This window comes from Occallatibacter sp., from assembly GCF_035317045.1.
Taxonomy (GTDB): Bacteria; Acidobacteriota; Terriglobia; order Terriglobales; family Acidobacteriaceae; genus Telmatobacter.
In genome coordinates, this window is record NZ_DATHHT010000031.1 from 1 (window position 1) to 19664 (window position 19664).

17 protein-coding genes are annotated in these 19664 nt (G+C 58.8%); 9 read left to right on the forward strand and 8 right to left on the reverse strand.

All coding sequences use genetic code 11. From position 1 onward, the window contains the following. Positions 1-136 precede the first annotated feature (136 nt). Positions 137-1021 (reverse strand): aldo/keto reductase, encoded by an 885-nt coding sequence (locus VK574_RS15215; RefSeq protein ID WP_472800708.1) that lies wholly within the window; start codon positions 1019-1021, stop codon positions 137-139. Between the two features lie 116 nt (positions 1022-1137). Between VK574_RS15215 and VK574_RS15220 the strand changes: the two genes are divergently transcribed. From VK574_RS15220 to VK574_RS15245, 6 genes are all read left to right on the forward strand, one after another. Continuing rightward, complete coding sequence (locus VK574_RS15220) at positions 1138-1827, forward strand: hypothetical protein (RefSeq protein ID WP_472800709.1); 690 nt, start codon at positions 1138-1140, stop codon at positions 1825-1827. Positions 1828-1835: 8 nt separating this feature from the next. Beyond that, on the forward strand, positions 1836-4310 hold the full coding sequence (locus tag VK574_RS15225) for a hypothetical protein (protein WP_472800710.1): 2475 nt from the start codon (positions 1836-1838) through the stop codon (positions 4308-4310). A gap of 32 nt (positions 4311-4342) precedes the next feature. Beyond that, positions 4343-5071 carry an LPS export ABC transporter ATP-binding protein gene (lptB, locus tag VK574_RS15230; protein WP_472800711.1) on the forward strand — a complete coding sequence of 243 codons (729 nt, stop codon included), beginning with the start codon at positions 4343-4345 and terminating at the stop codon, positions 5069-5071. A gap of 233 nt (positions 5072-5304) precedes the next feature. Continuing rightward, on the forward strand, positions 5305-6900 hold the full coding sequence (rpoN, locus tag VK574_RS15235) for an RNA polymerase factor sigma-54 (RefSeq protein WP_472800712.1): 1596 nt from the start codon (positions 5305-5307) through the stop codon (positions 6898-6900). A gap of 143 nt (positions 6901-7043) precedes the next feature. Beyond that, positions 7044-9710: a protein kinase domain-containing protein gene (locus tag VK574_RS15240; protein ID WP_472800713.1), complete on the forward strand. Its 2667-nt coding sequence runs from the start codon at positions 7044-7046 to the stop codon at positions 9708-9710. Positions 9711-9789: 79 nt separating this feature from the next. Further along, entirely contained in the window at positions 9790-10092 is a 303-nt protein-coding gene (locus tag VK574_RS15245; RefSeq protein WP_472800714.1) for a hypothetical protein, read from the forward strand. Positions 10093-10125: 33 nt separating this feature from the next. Here the strand turns inward: VK574_RS15245 and VK574_RS15250 are convergent, their stop codons facing one another. Continuing rightward, on the reverse strand, positions 10126-11763 hold the full coding sequence (locus VK574_RS15250) for a SpoIIE family protein phosphatase (RefSeq protein WP_472800715.1): 1638 nt from the start codon (positions 11761-11763) through the stop codon (positions 10126-10128). A 265-nt stretch (positions 11764-12028) separates the two neighbouring features. Here VK574_RS15250 and VK574_RS15255 point away from each other — a divergent pair, with 265 nt between their 5' ends. Together VK574_RS15255 and rapZ are read left to right on the forward strand one after the other, a co-directional pair. Then, positions 12029-12721 carry an HPF/RaiA family ribosome-associated protein gene (locus VK574_RS15255; RefSeq protein ID WP_472800716.1) on the forward strand — a complete coding sequence of 231 codons (693 nt, stop codon included), beginning with the start codon at positions 12029-12031 and terminating at the stop codon, positions 12719-12721. Between the two features lie 77 nt (positions 12722-12798). Beyond that, positions 12799-13719, forward strand: coding sequence for an RNase adapter RapZ (gene rapZ, locus VK574_RS15260; protein WP_472800717.1), 921 nt, complete (start codon positions 12799-12801; stop codon positions 13717-13719). Position 13720: 1 nt separating this feature from the next. Here rapZ and VK574_RS15265 read toward each other — a convergent pair whose 3' ends face one another. After that, on the reverse strand, positions 13721-14674 hold the full coding sequence (locus VK574_RS15265) for an alpha/beta hydrolase (protein WP_472800718.1): 954 nt from the start codon (positions 14672-14674) through the stop codon (positions 13721-13723). Between the two features lie 81 nt (positions 14675-14755). Between VK574_RS15265 and VK574_RS15270 the strand changes: the two genes are divergently transcribed. Continuing rightward, on the forward strand, positions 14756-15064 hold the full coding sequence (locus VK574_RS15270) for a Rieske (2Fe-2S) protein (protein ID WP_472800719.1): 309 nt from the start codon (positions 14756-14758) through the stop codon (positions 15062-15064). A 170-nt stretch (positions 15065-15234) separates the two neighbouring features. On the opposite strand, the gene VK574_RS15275 is transcribed toward VK574_RS15270, so the two are convergent. From VK574_RS15275 to VK574_RS15295, 5 genes are all read right to left on the reverse strand, one after another. Next, positions 15235-15465 carry a DUF6496 domain-containing protein gene (locus tag VK574_RS15275; RefSeq protein WP_472800720.1) on the reverse strand — a complete coding sequence of 77 codons (231 nt, stop codon included), beginning with the start codon at positions 15463-15465 and terminating at the stop codon, positions 15235-15237. Positions 15466-15758: 293 nt separating this feature from the next. Next, positions 15759-16511 (reverse strand): triose-phosphate isomerase, encoded by a 753-nt coding sequence (tpiA, locus tag VK574_RS15280; protein WP_472800721.1) that lies wholly within the window; start codon positions 16509-16511, stop codon positions 15759-15761. 483 nt (positions 16512-16994) lie between these two features. Next, positions 16995-17633: a hypothetical protein gene (locus VK574_RS15285; RefSeq protein ID WP_472800722.1), complete on the reverse strand. Its 639-nt coding sequence runs from the start codon at positions 17631-17633 to the stop codon at positions 16995-16997. A gap of 267 nt (positions 17634-17900) precedes the next feature. After that, a complete protein-coding gene (locus VK574_RS15290; RefSeq protein ID WP_472800723.1) occupies positions 17901-19115 on the reverse strand; it encodes a phosphoglycerate kinase in 1215 nt (404 codons plus the stop codon). Positions 19116-19254: 139 nt separating this feature from the next. After that, positions 19255-19641 (reverse strand): RidA family protein, encoded by a 387-nt coding sequence (locus tag VK574_RS15295; protein WP_472800724.1) that lies wholly within the window; start codon positions 19639-19641, stop codon positions 19255-19257. Between the last annotated feature and the right edge of the window lie 23 nt (positions 19642-19664).

Here is a 19664-nt window from a genome sequence, read left to right on the forward strand (position 1 = left end):
GGGAGCGGACTTGCACGCGCTGAGCACGATAAGAAGCGCGAGACTGATCGAGAGGGGCGCGTGCTTCATGCAGCGCAGAATAGCAGGTGAGGTTGAAGCCGGTCGCGGTGGAATCGCACGGCCGGCCTTTTCTGCATTAGCGCAGCACTGCGTGAGGCGACTGCACGGCGGAGAGTTCGTTGAAGGTCTTGTCCGGCAGTTTCAAACCTGCGGCCGCGATGTTCTCTTCGACGTGCGCCACCGACGACGTGCCGGGGATGGGCAGAGTGACCCGCGAGCGCTTGAGCAGCCAGGCGAGCGCGACCTGCAACGGCGATGCCTGCAGTGCATTGGCGGCTTTGTCCAGGACGTCGTTTGCCTGCCGGTTTTGCCCCAGTGGTGCCCACGGGATGAAGGCGATGCCGTTCTTTTCACAGTGGTCAAGCAGGAAATCCCATTCGCGGTCGGCGAAGCTGTAGCGGTTCTGCACGGAGTCGATGGGAACAATCTTGCGGGCGCGCTCGAGGTGTTCAAGCGTCACATTGGAGAGAGCGACGTTTTGAATCTTTCCTGCTTCGCGCAGGCTGGCGAGAGTCTCCATCGATGCATCGAAGGAGACGGCAGGGTCGGGGATGTGGAGTTGGTAGACGGCGATCCGGTCGAGCCGGAGACGCTTGAGGCTACCTTCCACCGCCTGTTGAAGATGCTTCGGGCTGGCATTGTGGATCCACTGGCCGGGGCCGACGCGCTCCCATCCGCCCTTGGTGGCGATGACCAATCCGGCTGGATAGGGTGAGAGGGCTTCGGCGATCAATTCTTCGGAAACATTGGGGCCGTAGGAGTCGGCCGTGTCGATGAAGTTGACTCCAAGTTCAACGGCGCGGCGCAGCGTCGCGATCGCGGCGGCATGGTCGGCGGGCGGTCCCCAAATGCCCTTGCCGGTGATGCGCATAGCGCCATAGCCGAGGCGGTTGACGGTGAGATTGCCGAGTGCGATGGTTCCGGCGGCAGCAGCGGAGACGGCTTGAGAAGCTGTGGACATGAATGAAAACTCCTTCGCTCTTATAGGATGTGCGCTGCTATGCGGCGGTCGCAAGAGGTAATCGGTAGATTTGGGAAGCATCGACCGTGGATGGGGCGCGTCTACAATTAATAGAGATGGCGGACACTCTGTATTTGAGTTTTTGGTACCCGAATCTGCGCTTGGCTGGGCTGGCAGACAAGCTGACGGCTGTGCTTGGAGCATTTCCCAAACACGGCGGCGAGGCTCGCGTCTATTCCGCGACCGTGTGGCCAGTAGGTTGGAGCGAGTCGCCCGTGTTTCAGAAGGTATTTGGACACGGTGAACGCGGGCTTGAGCCGCGGCAAGCCGTGGCAGATGCTCTGGAACTGCTGCACGAAGACTATGCCTACGAATTTCAGATTGGATGGAGTTTGTGGGAGCCTGAGATTCCACAGATAGCTGCCGCAGGTCCCTTTCAACAAGCGCAAGGCAGGCTTCCGGCTCCTCTTGGTTCCACTCAGGATGACAGTGCGGCGACAGAGATCCGCTGGGCGCGGGAGCTGCGCCTGGTGAGCGTCACCGGTTACGGGCCGCTCTTTGATGAGGGCGCGTACGAACAGGATGGGCACATCCGCATCAACTTCGGCAGTGATGCGGCGTTTCTCGACGAGGAGATCGAGCTCGATTCCACGGCTGCGCGTCACGTGGAAGAGAATGTGCGCCAGCTGGTGGAACTGACGACGGCGGCAGAGAAGGACTCAGGTGCGACAGCACGTTTGCTGTGGAGCGAGTTGGGAGAAAGCCTGGCGCAAAGACTCGCTGCCCGGCTGGGAATGGCGAACTGAGGGGAACGGTGCGCTTCACAATCGAACGACTGCGTACGTTGGTGCTGGTGGCTGGAGTGCTGCTGGTGATCGCACTGGGCGTGTTTCTGGGAACCGCGCGGTTTCGAAACCGCTTTATTCGCAAGGACCTGCCGCATAAACTTGGACTGAATATTCAAGAAGAGGCGAACGGTTTAGTGGTCACGCACGAGGTGCGCGGACACATGCTCTACAAGATTCGCGCCTCAAAGCAGATTCAGTTGAAACGGGGCGGCAAAGTATTTCTGCAACTGCACGAAGTGAATATCGAGCTCTACGCCGAAGATGGCAGCCGCGTGGACCGCATTGCGGGCGATGAGTTCGAATATGACCCGGACAGTGGAATTGCAAAGGCCGTAGGCCCGGTGGAGATTACTCTGATGAAGCCGACCGTGGCTCCTGCGATCGCCCCCAAGGCCACCACAAACCAGGCGATGACCCCCAAACAGAAGAATAGTTCGCTGGCTTCGGCGGCACATACCGCTGCCAGCGGCGAAATACAGGTGAAGACCAGCGGACTGATCTTTGACCGCAATAGCGGGCAGGCTTCCACCGTTGAGAAGGTAGAGTTCACGCTGACGGCAGGCAGCGGCAGCGCCATGGGCGCGAATTACGACTCGCACGATGGGCTGCTCGTGCTCGATCACGCGGTGCAGTTGCAGGTGCAGCGCGGCCAAGATCCCGTGAGTCTGTCTGCGCAGCATGCGGTCTTTGAACGAGACGACCAGGTGTGCGATCTTGTGGCCGCGCTGGTGCGCTATCGCAACGATGTTTCCAGCGCCGCGGAGGCCAAAGTCTACTTCAGAGACGATGGTTCGGCCGAGCGTCTTCTCGCGAGCAGGGGATTTCAGCTGGTGACAGCGGCGGGCGGGAAGCTGGTGGCGCCAACTGGAACGCTCGATTTTGACGAACACAACCAGCCGCTGCGCGGGCACCTGGAAGGCGGAGTCACGATCGATTCCGACACCAAAGGCCGCAAGATTCACGGAACGTCGCCGACGATGGATCTGGCTTTCGCATCGCAGGGAGTGCTGCGCAGCGTGCATCTCGAGCGCGGGGTTCAGATCGAGAGCGATGACGAGACGGAGTCTGCGCGCGGACCTCTGCGTACTCACCGGGTCTGGATGTCGCCAGTCGCAGATCTGGCATTCAGAAATGCACGCAAGGGCAAGGTAGAGCCGGCGACGATCCACGGAATCGGAGGTGTCTCGGTAGCGTCGACGAGCCAGCGCGAAAACTCGCCCGCGACTCCCGAAAAACTGAGTGCGGATGATATTACCGGAGAGTTCGGCGCCAACGGAGCGCTGACAAAACTGATTGGTCGTGGCCACACGGCAATCGCGGAGACGACGACGAGCGGAACCCAGGAGACGATGAACGGCGACGCTCTAGAGGCTCACCTGGCCGCAGCAGGAAATGCAAAAGAGAGGGGTCCCAGTGCGACGGGTGAGGAGATGCAGATCAGGACGGCCACCGTGGACGGAAATGTGGTGTTGACCGAGCAGGCACCGGCGAAAGCAGGCGTTGCGCAAGCAATTTTGCGCGCGACTGCCGGACACGCTGATTATGACAATGCCGGCCAGTGGCTGCACCTGACGCAAGGCCCGGGCGTGAGAGACGGAGGGCTGGAACTGACAGCGGAAAAACTGAATGTGTCGCAGGAATCCGGCGATGCCTTCGCGCAGGGCAACGTCAAGGCAACGTGGAACGGCGAAGCTCTCGGGACCAGGCGGGACAAGGGCGGTGCGGGAAGCGTGAATGCGAACTTCGGCGCGCAGGGCCCGACGCACGTGATCGCGGAGAACGCGGAACTGCGGCATTCAACCGGCACTGCGACTTTCAAGGGCAAAGTGCGCCTATGGCAGCAGGGCAATTCTGTGACTGCCCCGATGATTGTTCTCGATCGGACCAAACAGACCCTGGTGGCGCAAACGACCAGCGCGAAGATCCCGGTTCAGGTGGTCATGGTGAGCGCGGCAGCCGCGGTTCCGGGCGCTGAGAGTTCGCAAAAGCAAAAAGAACCATCGGTGATAAGCGTCCGCGGGGGCGATCTTAAATATTCGAGCGCGGAGCGCAAAGCCGTCATGCGCGCCGGCGTTACCGGGAGGGTGGTGTCGAGCACTGCGGATACGACCACGTTTTCGAATGAACTGGAACTGACTCTGCTGCCGCCCGGAAACCACGCAGGCAAGGATGGCGCGGCTGCGCAGGTCGACCACATGACCTCGACCGGCCACGTGGAGATTTCGTCCGCGGGCCGCAGCGGCACAGGCGAACAACTCGTCTATACAGGCGACACCGGCAACTATGTACTGACCGGAACCGCCGCTGCGCCGCCGAAATTGACAGATCCAACGCACGGGACGGTGACCGGGCAGGCTTTGATTTTCAATAGTCGCGATGATAGCGTCAGTATCGAAGGCGATGGACGCAAGACGACGACGGTAACGACGGCGCCGAGGTAGTTGGGGCGTTTATGACAACGCCCGAGAGCTAGATGGAAACACTGATCGCTGAGGGAATCGGAAAGAGCTACAAGGGCCGCCAGGTGGTGCGCGGAGTGAACCTGAGGATCTCGCGCGGCGAGGTCGTGGGGCTGTTGGGGCCGAACGGCGCCGGCAAAACGACGAGTTTCTACATGATCGTCGGACTGGTGGCCCCTGAAACGGGTCGCATCATGGTGGACGATAAAGATATTACCCGGCTGCCGATGTACCTGCGTGCCCGCAACTACGGCATCAGCTACCTTCCCCAGGAGCCGTCGGTTTTTCGCAAGCTTACGGTGGAGGAAAACATCCTCGCCGTGCTCGAGGCGCAGGCGCTCGATACGCGGGAACGGAAGTCGCGGGCCGAACGCCTGATTGCTCAGCTGAACCTCGGGCATATTCGCGGAACGCGCGGATACGCGCTGTCGGGCGGCGAGCGGCGGCGGGTTGAGATCGCCCGGTCGCTGTGCATTCAACCGAATTTCATCTTGCTCGACGAGCCCTTTAGCGGCATTGATCCCATTGCCGTGCTGGAACTGCAGAAGATCATCTTCGACCTTAAGGCGGCTGGGATCGGCATCCTGATTACCGACCACAACGTGCGGGAGACGTTGAGCGTAACCGATCGCGCCTATATCATTGCCGAAGGGCGGATCTTCCGCGCCGGTACGCCGCACGAACTGGGAAACGACGTCGAGGTTCGCCGCATCTACCTCGGTGAGGGTTTCTCGCTGAATTAACAAGATTTCCGGGTGACGACAACCAGCGGATGCCGGCAGATCCAGGCCCGGTGGTCTTGAAAAACGCTCGGCTGCCTAAGCAAATTTCCAGAGGCGGGCCGGCCAAGCCGAGACGTGACCGCGGAACGCGAGTCCTGGACGTAAATCCGGGGCCTGAACTGGGGGTGGGCGTGCATCGCGCCTGCTACCCGACTACACTTAGAGCAAGTCCTATTGGGAATCGAGTCCCTTGTATGGCGCTGTTACAACCTAGATTGAACCTGAAGGTGTCGCAACGCCAGGTCCTCACCCCGGGCCTGATGCAGATGGTGAGCGTTCTCGCGCTCAACAAGCTCGAACTGAAGGAAATGATCGATGCCGAGATGGTGGAAAACCCCGTCCTGGAAGAGATCGACGAGACCGTTCCGATGCTGGACGAGGTGGCCAGCAAGCAGGAACACGATCTGCAGCCTCCGGAGCGATTGGATGTAGGCACGACGGAGGCTGCGACAGAGCCCAAGGACCCCTTCAACGAGATCGATTTCGGTTCATATTTTCAGGACTATCTGGATCCGGGATACCGCACCCAGCCGGAGTATGAAGACAGCGAGAAGCCCTCGTTCGAGAACTTTCTTTCGCAGCCGACCACGCTGACGGATCACCTGGCGTGGCAACTGGGAGCACTGACGCTCGAGCCGGAACTGGCTATCGCGGCCGACTTTATCATCGGCAACCTGGATGAAGACGGATATCTTACCTTCAGCCACGACGATTTGATTGACGCGTTTGCGCAGTTTCCTGAAAACGAGGGAAAGACCCGGGAAGCGCTAAGCGAATTGGTCAAGCGAGGCATCGACCTGGTGCAGCACCTCGATCCGGCCGGGGTTGCTTCGTCGGATTTACGCGAATGTCTTCTGACCCAGATTTCGGCCCAGCAAGCGGAACTGAGCAAGGTCTATGAGCATCACGGTGAAAATGGGGAGGAAGATCCTCATCGCGGCTTCAAAGTTGAGGCCGAGGCGAAGCTGGAAGAGCGACGCCGTTCGATGGAAGTGGCCTCGCAGATTGTGCATGACCACCTTCAGCTGCTGCAGAAACGCGATGTGAAGGATTTGGCGAAGTCCCTGCATGTGACGCCCGAAGAGGCCCATGCAGGCATAGAGTTCATCCGTACCCTGGAACCGCGGCCCGGAAGACTTTACAACCGGGAACAGACGCGCCTCATCGAGCCGGACGTGGTGTTTACCAAGAGCGGAGGCGAGTGGGCGGTCTCGATGAACGAAGAGGACCTGCCCAGCCTCCGTTTGAGCGCGCGTTACCGGCGCATGCTGGTGGCAGAAGGCACGGAGAAGGAAGTCAAGGAGTACGTCAAGGAGCGCTTTCGTTCAGCGATGCAGTTGATGCGCAACATTGCGCAACGCAAGAGCACGATTCTGCGAACCTGTGAAGTGATTGTCCGGCGGCAGCAGGATTTCCTCGACCAGGGCATCGAAGCATTGCGGCCGATGATGATCAAGGAAGTGGCCGAAGAGATAGGCGTGCATCCCTCAACGGTGAGCCGGGCCGTGGCCAACAAGTATGCCCATACCCCGCAGGGCGTGATCGAACTGCGCTTCTTCTTCTCGGAAGGATCGAATGGGCCTGAAGGCGCCGACACCCCGCTGCTGCTGCTGAAACGCAAGGTTCGGAAGCTCATCGACGATGAGGATCCCCGCCACCCCATGACCGACGACCAGCTTGCAGCCAAGCTGCAGGATCAGGGCATCCAGTTGACCCGGCGCACGGTGGCAAAATACCGCGAAGACATGAATATCCCCTCTACGCACCAGCGGAGGCAACGCGACGCCTAAGCCTAAATGTTAGTTACCGTTGCAATAGCCTTCCCTCGGGTCGTATTCTCACATCACCGCGATCGTTGCGCTCCCCCCTTGCTATCCCGGTAGTCTTGTTTGCATTTGCGCATGAGCGCTTATGGGCGTGTTGAGGTCGGCCTGTGCCTGTGTTGAAGACAAGCTTCTCGGAAGGCGATCTCATTGCCGGCAATTACCGGGTGCTTTCGATTGCCGGATCGGGCGGCATGGGAGTGGTGTATCGTGCGCGCGATCAGCGCCTCGACCGCACGGTTGCGCTGAAGTTTCTGCCGCCGGAACTGAACGCTAGCGAGCGCGAAAAGGAGCGATTCCTGCGCGAGGCGCGCACGGCGTCGTCGCTCGATCATCCCAACGTCGGCGTCATCCATGGAATCGAGGAGACCGAAGACGGCTTCACGTTTATCGTGATGGCCTTCTACGAAGGCTCGTCGCTGGCGCAGCCGATTCAGAAGGGATCGCTGAGGGTACACGAGTCCATCGGGATCGCGCGGCAAATGGCGCAGGGACTCGGCGAAGCACATCGCCACGGCATTGTGCATCGCGACGTGAAGCCCTCGAACGTGATGTTGACCTCTTCCGGGCTAGTCAAGATTGTGGACTTTGGCCTAGCGCGCGCGATGACCGAGCAGACGGCTTCGCACACTGGTGTTACGGGAACAGTCCGCTACATGTCCCCCGAGCAGGCGATGGACAGGCCGGTGGACCAGCGCTCCGATATCTGGGCGCTGGGTGTGGCGTTTGGGGAGATGCTTACCGGCAACACGCCGTTTCACGCAGAAAGCATCACCGGGATGTTGTACGCGATTCTGAACGAGGCTCCGAAGGGTCTGGACCGGGTGCATCCCGCGTTGCAGCCAATTCTGTATCGCGCGCTGGCCAAGGATCCGGAGCGGCGATACGCATCGTGCGCGGAGTTTCTGGCGGATCTGGATGCGGCAGAGAAGCAAATTCCGGCGGACGAGGCGGTTGCGGATGCGACGCAGAAGCTGCCTTCCGCGGCACGTGGTGGGCGCACCAACGCCCAAACGCGGCGTTTGCTTCAGGAGGCCTCGCGCGGGGCGTGGGGACCACCCGTAAGGAAGAGATCTCCTGTTACAAACTGGCTGCTCGCCGTGCTGGTGCTGTTGCTTGGTTTGGGAATGGCCCTTGCATTCATCACGCCACTTCGCGAGAAGTTGGTTGCGCTGGTGACCGGCGCGCACACTGAAAAGCACGTTGCTGTTTTGCCGTTCGACAATGTCGGCAGCAATCCTGAGAATGCTGCGTTGACCGATGGATTGATGGATTCGCTGGCGGGGCGTCTATCGAACCTGGATGTGGGGAACCAGTCGCTGTGGGTAGTTCCGAATAGCGAAGTGCGGCGCCGGAATGTGAACGATCCGGGGGATGCACTGAAAGAACTTGGAGCGAATCTCGTGGTGAAGGGGTCGGTGCAGAGGGATGGGAACGACATCCGGCTCACGGTGAACCTGATTGACACGAAGAATCTGCGCCAGGTGGGTTCGGCGATGGTAGAGGATCCTGCAGGCGATTTGTCGACGCTCGAAGACGAAGCAGTCTCGCGTCTTGCGAAGTTGATGAATATTTCGGTAACGGCGGACATGCTGCACAATACGGGGGGATCGCTGAATCCTGCCGCGTATGAGGATTACCTTACGGCGCTCGGTTACACCCAGCGCTTCGACAAGCCGGGCAACCTGGATCTGGGGATAGCGTCCTTGAAAAAGGCCATCCAGACCGATCCAGGATTTGCGCTGGGTTATTCGCAATTGGGAGAGGTATACCGGCTCAAGTACGTGGTGGAGCAGAATTCGCATTGGCTCGATGAAGCTCAGGCGTATTGCCAGAAGGCATCGGAGTTGGACAATCGTGTGCCGGCGACGTTTGTGACGCTGGCGCGCATCCACGATGCGCTGGGTAAACATGATCTAGCGTTGCAGGAGTTCCAACATGCACTGCAACTGGATCCTAAAGATGCCGCGGCGCTGGATGGATTGGCGCGCTCCTATGAAACATCGGGTCGAATAGAGGATGCCGAAAAGACATTCCAGGACGCCTCGGCATTGAGGCCGGATGAGTGGTTTGGATTCAACGAATTGGGAGCCTTCTATGATCGCCAGGGCAAATACCCGCAGGCGATCGCGGCGTATCAACAGGCGATCCAAATTACACCCGATAACGCTGAGGTGTACTCGAACCTTGGCAGCGTTTACGTGGATGAAGGCGGCGCGAAGGCGATGCCACTGGCTGAACAGGCTTTAAAGAAATCAATTGCGCTCAGTCCGGGGTATCCGGCGTATGCCAATCTCGGAATGCTATTCATACAGGAGCGGCGTTATCTCGAAGGCGCGGAGGCAATCGAGCAGGGTCTGAAGATCAATGGTAATGATTACATGGCGTGGAACGACCTGATGATTGCCTATGAAGGCGCTAAGCAGACGGACAAGGCGGCGGCCGCGAGGCGAAAGGCAGAAGAACTTGCAGAGAAGGTTGTACAACTGAAGCCGCGGGATGCGGTTGCTCAATCGATGCTGGCAGATCTGTACGCCGCCGACAAGATGAGTGATAAGGCGCTGCTCCGCATCAGGACGTCGCTCGCGCTGGCGCCGGACGATCCAAATGTTCTCTCAAATATTGGGGAGGCTTACGAATACTTAGGGGACCGAGAGCAAGCGTTGAAGTACGTTGAGAGATCCATTGCCAAAGGATACGCGCTCGAGGACATTCGCAATGCACCGGGCCTGCAGGGATTGATTGCAGATTCGCGATTCAAGCCGGCAGGCAAATAGCCAAATCAAATCCCGGGCCTGCAATCTGTGGGTGCAGGATAGTGCTGTGCAACGACAGAAATCAGGGAGGCAAAACCAAATGCCGAGAAGCACGAAAAAACTCACGATTCCAAATAACGGCGGCAATCTCAAGATGAATAAGAACCAGGATCAACTTCAAATTCATGTAACCCACCAGTGCCAGTGGTGTTATGACGATCAGCATGGTGTGTTTCCCAATTTTCTTCCCGCCGGACAGGTCGAACCTGGCACTTATCCCGGTGACGACGAATATTACATTCCTGCGAACGACGGGGAGGTCAGTTATGGCTGCCCGCTCACCGGCGTTTGCAATCCTGACGGAAACCAGCAAACTGGCCACACCATCACCGTATCGGGTTGAGTCAAGAACCTGCCCCGATTTCCCCGATCGGGGCTACTTTCCGGTATAGCGAATATCAAGAAGTGTCCAATCGTCCTGGGCTTCGCTGGAAGCCTGGTAGCGGGTGAGATGTTCGATCAATGCGTCGAGACTGGGCAGGTACGCAAGACCCGCAAGGCCCTCAATCCCGATCTGCTGGCCTCGCTTGTCTTCGATCTCCGTGATGCCATCGGTGGTCAGCAGGATGCGGTCGCCGGGTTGCAGGGTGAACTGCGCCGATTCGTAGGTGGCTTCGGCGATGATCCCCACGATCAGGTTTCCTTCTTCCAGGTAGCGGGTTCCAGTCGGGGTGATCAGGAGCGGCGGAATGTGACCGCAGTTCATATACTCGACGCAGCCGTTTGGAAACAATTTCAGCACGATCATGGTGGCATACTTGCCCACCTGCCGCGTGCACAGGAAGCGATTCACGAGGTCCGCAATTTCCGGCAGCGACTGGCCCGTGAGCATCAGCGCATGAATAATGCCCTGAAGTGTAGCAGCGACAATCGACGCCGGGACGCCTTTTCCAGACACATCGGCAATTACCAGGCAGATGCTGTCGTCGAGCACGATGGCGTCGTAGAAATCGCCGCCGATCGCATGGCAGGGAAGGCTGCGTGCGCGGAGTTCGGCAAAGTTGAGCCGCGGCATCGTAATCGACATCAGCCCTGAATGGATCGACGCGGCAACGGCCAGCTCATCCGCGGCCTGGCGAGCCTTCTGCTCGGTCTTGGCGAGCAGCGCGTTGTGCAGAAGCGTGGATGCCTCGTTAGCGAGCGTGTCGAGCACCTGGTGATCGATCTCGCTGAGGCTGCCGGCTCCCACTTGGCTGTCGAGATAAAGCATGCCCATCAGGCGATTGGGCTCGGCGGGAGAAATGTGCTTGCGCAGTGGAATGCAGTAAATGCTGCGAATGGAGTTGGCCACCACACTGGCCCACCCCGAGGCGCTGTCGTCGGCCAGCGTATCACTGAGAAAAAACTTGGAGTCGCTTTCAACTGCCTTTTGCATGGCCCGGCGTGAAACAGAGGGGTCCTCTTCGACCGTGTTTCCATCCGATCGCAGACCGAGGGCCAGGCGCATCTCTTCTCCTTCGAGCAGGAAAACAAAACCTCGATCTACTCCGGTCAGCTGGAGCGAAAGCTGCAGCAATGCGTGAAAGATGTCCGTGATGGCGCCGCCCGCATTGAGCTGGCGAGCCGCATTCAGCAAAAAGTTGAGCTTCTCAATCTCCCGGGCGGGCTGAGGAACGCTCTTGTCGGTGGGCGCAAAGACAGAGAGTGCCGAAAGTAGATCGGTCGCTAGGCTGGAACCGCTGTCAGCGACGCCGGTGGCCTGCAGAAACCGAAACGTGGCTGCATTGAGGGATCCGAATTGAAGGGTGTCGCCAGACTTGAGCCGAGAATGCTCCACCCGCTGACCGTTCAGAAATGTGCCGTGCGAGCTATTCTGATCGGCGAGCTCAAAGTGGCCATTTTGCCGGGTGATCACCGCATGACGGCGCGAAACATATGCCTCCTTGAGAACGAGATCCTGGTCGGGCGCGCGGCCGATGGTTGTGCACTCGGCGGCGAGCGTAAAAAAGTGCTCACCATCCATGTCGGCGTACTTCAAAGTTGGCGATGTAGTCACGGGGGCCATCGTGCACATTCTATTCTGCTCGTGCTGTAAATCGCGAAGCCATTTTTTGCCTGGTCAACGAAGTTTGTCAGTCCAGCGCTGAATCGACAGGGAGGCTCCGGTCAGGGGTTTGCAGCGTGCTAATGGGCGATGCCCTCACCGAGCAGGCTGACCGCCCAGACTCACAATCGGCCCGTCGGGTGGGTACGGGTCAACCGGGGCCTCGCCGGACTGAAGCCCGGAATCGTAGAATCCTTGAACGGGCGGATTGCGCGCGTTTTCGCGGTGCGGCGAAATGCTATACAATCCGATTCTCTTCGGAAGCCTCGTTGGCCCGGAGAGGGAAGAGCGGAGGCTGACCATGGAAGTGGAGTTCACCGCAAGGCAAGTTAGCGTTCCCAAGTCCGTACGTTCTCAAGCCGAAGAAGGGTTGGAACGGGTCGGCAGAATCCTGGGCAAAACCGCACGCGCCAGCATCACCTTTCGCGCGCAGCGTCATCTGCAGATTGCAGAGTTGACCATCAAGGCGCGCGTTCAAACCATTGAGGCGGCCGGCAAGGCCGATACGCTTGAGGCCGCATTGCGCATTGCGATCCAGCATGCCGAAAATCAGGCGCTTCGCTATCGCGATCGCCAGTTTGAGCGCAAGCGCCTGCCCAAGCTGGACAAGCTGCTGAACGCTCCGCCCGTGACCCATCCGAAGCGCGGCGCGCAGCCTGAGGGGCTGGCCGAAAACGGCAAGCTGACCCGCGCAAAGGTGAAAACCTCAATCGCCGTGCACTCGTTTCCGGCCAGCACCGCCATCGTGGAACCGCACATCATGAAGAGCGGCGAGGCGATCGCGGTGAAGCCGATGACGATCGAGGAGGCCGTGAAGGACGCTGAATTCCGAGACCGCGATTTGCTCATCTTTCGCGACCGGGTTGGCGACTTATTTGTGTTGCATCGCCGCCGTGATGGGCAGATGGAACTCGTCGAAGTTCCCTGAAGGGTGAGTGTAACCTTCGTGTAACAGACCGGTAGACGACGGATTGGTGTGCGCGCGAAAGGGTGTACGATGGGCGCATGGTTCCTCCTCATCCGACCTCCGGCATGCTTCGTTCGACGGAACGGAAAAGAGCAGCGAAAACCTCAAAGAAGGAATTGGTTATTCTGACCGGGATCTCCGGTGCGGGGAAGGCCTCCGCGCTCAAAACCTTTGAGGACCTTGGTTATCAGGCGGTGGATAATTTGCCGCTGGAACTGATGCCCGAGTTCGCCGGCCTGGTGCAAAAATCCAAGGACATTGATCGCGCCGCGATCGTCGTAGACGTGCGTGAAGGACAGGCATTCGATCGGTTGCCCGAGATCATCAAGCGCGTCAAAAGGGTGCTGCCCACCCGGGTCGTCTTTCTCGATGCGCAGGACCCGGTTCTGGTGCGGCGCTACTCCGAGACGCGCAGACCGCATCCCCTGCGGCGCTCTGAGACCGTTTCGCGTTCCATTGTAGAAGAGCGGCAGATGCTCGATTCCATTCGCAACGTCGCCGATACCCTGATCGATACTTCGCGATTCAATGTGCATGAATTGCGTGCGGAGATCCAGAAGCGATTTGGGCGCGGGGATCAGAACCAGACCATGTTGGTCTCCTGCCTCAGCTTCGGATTCAAGAACGGAGTGCCCTTGGATGCGGACCTGGTGTTCGACGTGCGCTTCCTTCCCAATCCGCACTTTGTACCGGAATTCCACGACAAGACGGGCCTCGATCCGAAGGTCGCCGCTTATGTGACGGGTTTCTCGCAGACGGGAGAATTCCTCACAAAGGTCACTGATCTGATGCTCTTTCTGATGCCGCATTACGTGAAAGAAGGGAAGAGCTACCTGACGGTTGCGTTCGGCTGCACCGGCGGGCAGCACCGCAGCGTGATGATGGCTGAGGAGCTGACAAGGCGGCTGACGAAAGCCGGCTATCAGGTGAAGGCTGTGCACCGCGACATGCCGCGCTGAGTCATCGCGCGACTGCCGGCAACTGATCCAGCCAACTCGACAACGCGGAGCGGAATTGCTCCTGTTCATCCGGCGCGTTGGTGAGCCAGACGAGCATCTTGCGGGCCGGCACTTTCTCATAGACTTCCGGCTTATCCTGTTCCAACTCTTCACTGCGCTCGGCCGTCCAGTAAAACCACAACGATGGAATCAGGATGTTCCCGGCAGCCGCTGAGGTTTGCCAGCGGTCGCTCACCAGCCAGTGCGCCGGCACAAGGTGCGCGCGTGCATCGCTGAAGATGACCAGCGTGGGAGATGCAAGCGGCTGTTCGAGGACGACGCCGGCAAGATCGGGATGCGTTGCGGCGGTCTCAACGGCGAGATTGGCGCCGAGGTCCTTACCAACGAGGATGATGGCATTGACCGGAATGTGCCGGGTTCCAGTCAGGTAGCCGATTGCAGAATCGGCGTCTTCCCGCCACCGCGCTTCGCTGGGGTGCACAAATCGGCTCTGCCCATATCCGCGATAGTCAAAGGCAAAGATGTTCAACCCTGATGCGTGCAGTCGCGCAAGAGCATCAACCGCGTCGCCAAGGTTGCCGTCAGCGCCATGAAGATAGATTGCGGTGTAGTGCGCATGGGACGACGCGGGAATCCACCAGCCGCGTAGTTGCGGCTCGCCAGCTGTGTTGGTGGCAAACTCGACGGAATCGAATGCCAGATTCACGCTGGCGGGCGTGCGCGTAACAGCGGAGGTGGGATGGTACAGCAACTGCCAGTTTCCCTGCCAGAAGAGCAAGCACAACGTGCCCCACGCGCAGAACAGAGCGCCGGCGAGGGCCATCGCGATGGCGCTCAGCAGCCATTTTGCAGAAACGGTGGGTGGTGCGGAAGCGCCGCTGCCGTAAGGACGCAAGTTGGCGGAGCGCGCTGGCACGGATGTGCGGTCTTTTCGAGTCGACTTGGCTTTGCTCATCTTCACTTGCTCACAAGTGGCGCTACAGGTTTATGCTAATTGGGCCATCGCGGTCACGGCGAGGCGACGGGAGAGTTGATCATGTCGGAATTTGTGCGAATTTGTTCTGAGGGCGAGCTGCCTCAGGCGGGCGTAGTGCAGGAGTTCACGGTCGCCGGCCGCGCCCTTTGTGTGGCCAACGTGCACGGAAAGATCTGTGTTCTCGATGGAACCTGTCCACACGAAGGCGGCCCTCTTGGCGAAGGATCAATCGAGGGCGGCAAGGTAGTTTGCCCCTGGCATGCCTATGCATTCGATCCCTGCACCGGCGAAAACGAGGAAGACCCTGAAATCCGTGCCTTGGCGATTGAGGCGAAGATCGAAGAAGGCGAGCTTCGTGGAAAGCTCTGACTTCGGCGCTATCGAACGAGACAGGAAGACCGCCACCACCAAGTTCAACCTGGTCACGTCACCGGCAACGAGAGCCTCGTAATCGAATGACAACCGCAAAAGAGAATCGCAATGGAAAATGCGCGAAGCAGGCGAGGCATCGTTCTCTGTGATGCCACAACCTACGTCGCCTACGACCTCTTCGCAGGAACCTTCTTTCCTTCTTTCCGTGCCTCCGAAAGGCCGATGGCAATGGCCTGCTTCGGATTGGTGACCTTCTTGCCGCTGCGGCCGGATTTCAGCTTGCCCTGCTTCATCGCGCGCATCTCTCTTTCGACATCCTTGCCGGCGGAAGAGGAGTATTTGCGCCCCGATGATTTTTTTGAGCTGGATTTCTTTTGGGTTGCCTTCTTCGTTGCCATGACCATCCTCCTCGGAGGTCAGATGGCACTTCTCTTCAGGCAAGTTGTATGTGGTGCTGAGACGCCAATGGGACTGCGCTCCTTCAATTCACGAGGTAAATCACACGCCGAACACCAGGAATGCGCACCCGAGGGTCCAGGCGTTACGGTGTTTGAAACATTCGCCATTCCAGGCATTAGCAATCGTACGAGTACCGCCATAACTTTGTTCGCAGGAGTCGCTGTCGTGGTCTCCCAGGTCTCAGAAGCGAGACCTGGGGCACCCAGTCCGGTGGTAAGCACACGGAACCTGATTAGTACTTCACGATGGCGGTAAAGGAGTCGGGCTTCAGGCTGGCTCCTCCGACGAGGGCGCCGTCGATCTCTTCCTCACAGCAGAGGGCGTTGGCGTTTTCTGACTTAACGCTGCCGCCGTAAAGGATGCGCATTTTTGCAGCGACACCGGCCCCGAGCAGCCTGGCTACTTCGGCGCGAATGATCTTGTGAGCTTCGACGGCCATGGCGGGTGTAGCGGTTTTGCCGGTGCCGATAGCCCATACCGGCTCGTAGGCGATGACGATCGACGCGGCGGCCTCGGGCGTGATGCCGGCGAATGCTCCGGTGACTTGAGTCTTGAGCACCTGTTCAGTCTTGCCGGCTTCGCGCTCGGCGAGAACTTCGCCTACGCAAACGATGGGAACGATGCCGTGCTTGAGTGCAGTGTGCAGCTTCTTGTTGACGATTTCGTCGGACTCGGCGAAATACTGGCGGCGTTCGGAGTGGCCGATCAGAGTGTGCGTTCCACCGACCGCGATGAGCTGGCCGACCGAGGTTTCGCCGGTGTAGGCGCCTTCTTCAGCGAAATGCATATTCTGGCAGCCGACTGCGACATTGGAGGCTTTGCATGCGGCGGTGACCGTGGGCAACAGGACGGGCGAAGGGAAAATGGCGATCTCGTCGCGCGTGTGTCCGGCAACAAGCGGTAGAAATGCATCGACAAACGCCTTCGCTTCAGCGGGCGTCTTGTACATCTTCCAATTGGCAGCAATCAGTTTCTTGCGAGACATTGTTATGGAGTCCTCAAGATGATTTTATCGGACAGAAACTGACGCGGCGGGTGACCTGGAACACAGAGGAGGCCGAGTTTGGGTGCAGGCGTCTAGATATGCAACTGAATGGTTGCGTGTATCCCCTCCCCCCCCCCATACTTTGGAAGGAAGTGCGAGATTCTGAAAAGGTTATGGCTGCGGTGCGACGCTAAGGTATTCCTGGTATTGAGCTTAATCAGCAAATATCTCTGAGCAAATGACTTAGAGGCGGTTCTCTCACTGGTCCTCGCTCGTGCGACTCGCGAGGCGCATTCCCCTCGGAACGCAGGGCCGCCGTTTCCAAGGGCAGGTTCTGCCTCATCACATTCCATGATAGGGAATCGCGTGAAATTACCTGCAATTCCGGTGGATATTTCTTTCCTTTGCTTTGTTCGATTTGGAGGAGAAACGCGACCGGGTGGGGTTGACAGTCTTTTGGGAGACAGCAAACTGAGAATCGCGTCAGCCTTGGGGGCCGGATTGGCGGATCACGGTAAGATCGGCAGGCATTTCGCCGTTCAGGAATGCTTCACGGTGGTCGGGATCGCCGAGGTCCATCTTGAAATGGTGCCAGGTGCCGTCCTGCAGGATCCCCATGTTCCACGGCCCAGACACAGAGTCAGAAAACTGCCAGACAATGTGAAAGCCCTCTTCGTTAGTGAATCCCTCATTGTCGGCTTGCAGAATGGCGTCTCCGCGCTCCCAGAGATGCGAGCGCAGGGCGTGAAGGGCGTTGCCGCCTTCTTCAGTTTCAGCGCCTTGCAGATGCTGGAGCTCATAGATGTTTTTTACATCGGCCAGAAATTCATGGAGCCACTGGACCCCGGTTTCCGGCTTGCAGTCCTGGGTGTCGTCGATGAATTCGGCGACGTCGCCCTCATCGTATATGGGGATTCGCTCGAGTAGCGCGACTTCAACTTCGTCGGTGCCGGAGAGTAGGAGAGACTCCCATTCTTCTTGAGTGCCTTCTTCGACTGTCAGCTTGAAGTCTGGATGGCCGCTGTGAATGAAATCGGCGAGCTCTTCGAAGGGAGGAAATTCTGCGTCTTTAGAAAGGACTCGCGTGTAGTAGGGCATGGCTTCTCCCGGGTTGGGAACCATTTGAGTTTAATACTCCGGGAGCGACGAAGTGAGACTGCATCCTCAATGAAGCTCGCACTTCTATAGAGCGCGTTAGTTATTCAGAGGCTTGATGGTCGCTGCTTTCTCCGAGGTTGGGCGACTCGGTGCTCTGAAAAGAGAGATGGTGCTTGCGGTACATCGTGCATTCCCACCCTAAACGCGAAATACGCGTTTAGGATGGGGCACCCAGTTCTTGCTGAACCCGCATCCACGCACCGTGCGCCGGAGGCGAGTGGGCGGCAGTTGCTATTTGTTGGTGAGGGCTTCTACGCCGGGTAGCTTTTTGCCTTCGAGGAACTCGAGGCTGGCGCCGCCGCCGGTGGAGATGTGCGTGACCTGGTCGGCATAGCCGGCCTTGTTGATGGCGGAGACAGAATCGCCGCCGCCGATGATGGAGATGGCTGCTTTGTTAGCTGCCACCGCCTTGGCGATGGCGTTGGTGCCAACAGCGAAGCGTGGAAACTCGAAGACGCCGGCTGGTCCGTTCCAAACGATGGTGCGGGCGGCGGAGACGACCTTTTCAATAGCTATGACGGACTTGGGACCGATGTCGAGGCCTTGCCAGTCGGCAGGAAAGTCCTTGGAGGTGTCCCACGGCTGGGTTTTGGCATCGGGCGAGAAACTGTCGGCAAGGATGTTGTCGACGGGCAGCAGGAGTTCCACTCCCTTACTTTTGGATTTGTCCAGTGCTGATTTAGCAAGGTCGATCTTGTCTTCTTCAACAAGCGACTTACCGGTGGCGACGCCGAGGGCACGCTGGAAGGTGTAAGCCATGCCGCCGACGATGACGAGCGTGTCGACCTTGTCGAGCAGGTTGTCGATGACGTCGATTTTGCCGGAGATCTTTGATCCGCCGATGATGGCGACGAACGGCTTCTCTGGAGACTCGAGCGCCTTGCCGAGATAGGTGATTTCCTTTTCCATCAGGAGGCCGGCCACGGCTGGCTTGAGGAAATGGGTGATGCCTTCGGTTGAGGCATGAGCCCGGTGCGCGCTGCCGAATGCGTCGTTGACGTAGATTTCGGCCAGCGAGGCCAGAGCCTTCGAGAAGGTGGGATCGTTGGCTTCCTCTTCGGCGTGGAAGCGGAGGTTCTCAAGCAGCAGGACCTGGCCGGATTCAAGCTGGCGCGCCATTTCGCTGGCGATTTCGCCGACGCAATCCGGGGAGAAGCCTACATTTTCCGCGCGGCACACGTCCTTATCGATCAGTTGGCGCAGGCGGTCGACGACGGGACGGAGCGAATACTTCGGATTCGGCTTGCCCTTGGGGCGGCCGAGGTGCGAGGCGAGGATGACCTTGGCATGGTGGCGCAGCGCGTACTCGATGGTGGGCAGCGTGGCGACGATGCGAGTGTCGTCGGTGATTTCCTTGCCGTCTTCCGTGAGCGGCACGTTGAAGTCGACGCGGATGAAGACGCGTTTGTTTTTGAGTTCGATGTCGCGGATCGAGAGCTTGGACATGGTGGATTCCTTAAAAGTGAACAGTGGATAGTGGACAGTGGACAGTGAACAGCGGACAGTGAGCAGTGAGCAGTGAGCAGTGAGCAGTGAACAGTGGACAGTGAACAGTGAACAGTGGACAGTGGTCGGTTTTCAGTCCTCAGTTGTCAGTTACAGTCGTCTGAATCACGGCGTCCATTTCGATTTCGACGCGCCAGTTTGGGTTGAGCAGCGCAGCAACCACGACCATGGTGGCGGCGGGACGAATGTCGCCGAAGAATTCGCCGTGCACGCGCCCGACTGCTTCCCAGTCTTCAACGTGGGTGAGATACATGCGGGTGCGGACTACGTCTTGGAAGGATGCACCGGCTTCGACGAGAGCTTTTTCGGCGATAGCAAAGATGCGGCGGGTCTGGCCGGCTGCGTCTTCATTGTCTGCGCCTACGGGGCCGGTTCCGGCGACGTGGATGGTGTTCCCGACGCGTACGGCACGGGAGAAGCCGATGATGGGCTCGAAGGGAGATCCGCCAGTGATGTTTTGTCGCATAAAACAGTGGTAAGTGAGCGGAA